Here is a 609-nt window from a genome sequence, read left to right on the forward strand (position 1 = left end):
GTTGCGGGGGTGTCCGCGGCATGGATGCCGCGGCCAAGCCTACAGGGACGTATTTACGGCGTCCCCCGCAACCGGACCCACCCCGCCATCCCACGGAATGCCGCTGTTGCTTCGGCTTTTGCCGTTGCTCCCGCCTCGGCAGGTGCAGGGTGCAACCCTGCAAAACACCACCACCCTACGGCAGCGTCGGTTGTGCAATCGGCCCCTGCGCACTACGATCCTGCGGTTCGCGCGCACACGCGTGCCCGTATTCCTGCTGAGCGCCCTGTGCGCCGCATCTGCCAACCCGAGGTCTTCATGGTCATCAAACCGCGCGTCCGCGGCTTCATCTGCGTCACCACCCATCCGACCGGCTGCGACGCCGCTGTCAAGCAGCAGATCGACTACATCCGTGCGCGTCCGCCGATCCAGAACGGCCCCAAGCGCGTACTGGTGATCGGCGCCTCGACCGGCTACGGCCTGGCCGCGCGCATCACTGCAGCCTTCGGCAGTGGCGCTGCAACCCTGGGCATCTTCTTCGAGCGCCCCGGCAGTGAAACCAAACCGGGCACGGCGGGTTGGTACAACTCGGCGGCGTTCCACAAGTACGCCGACGAAGCGGGTCTGTAT

General features: G+C 66.5%; 1 pseudogene. It reads left to right on the plus strand.

The window, feature by feature from the left end:
- Positions 1 to 297 precede the first annotated feature (297 nt).
- A pseudogene (locus DBR20_RS22790) lies at positions 298 to 609 on the plus strand (bifunctional NADH-specific enoyl-ACP reductase/trans-2-enoyl-CoA reductase); the annotation flags it as partial.

The organism is Stenotrophomonas sp. HMWF023 (assembly GCF_003060985.1).
GTDB lineage: Bacteria > Pseudomonadota > Gammaproteobacteria > Xanthomonadales > Xanthomonadaceae > Stenotrophomonas > Stenotrophomonas lactitubi.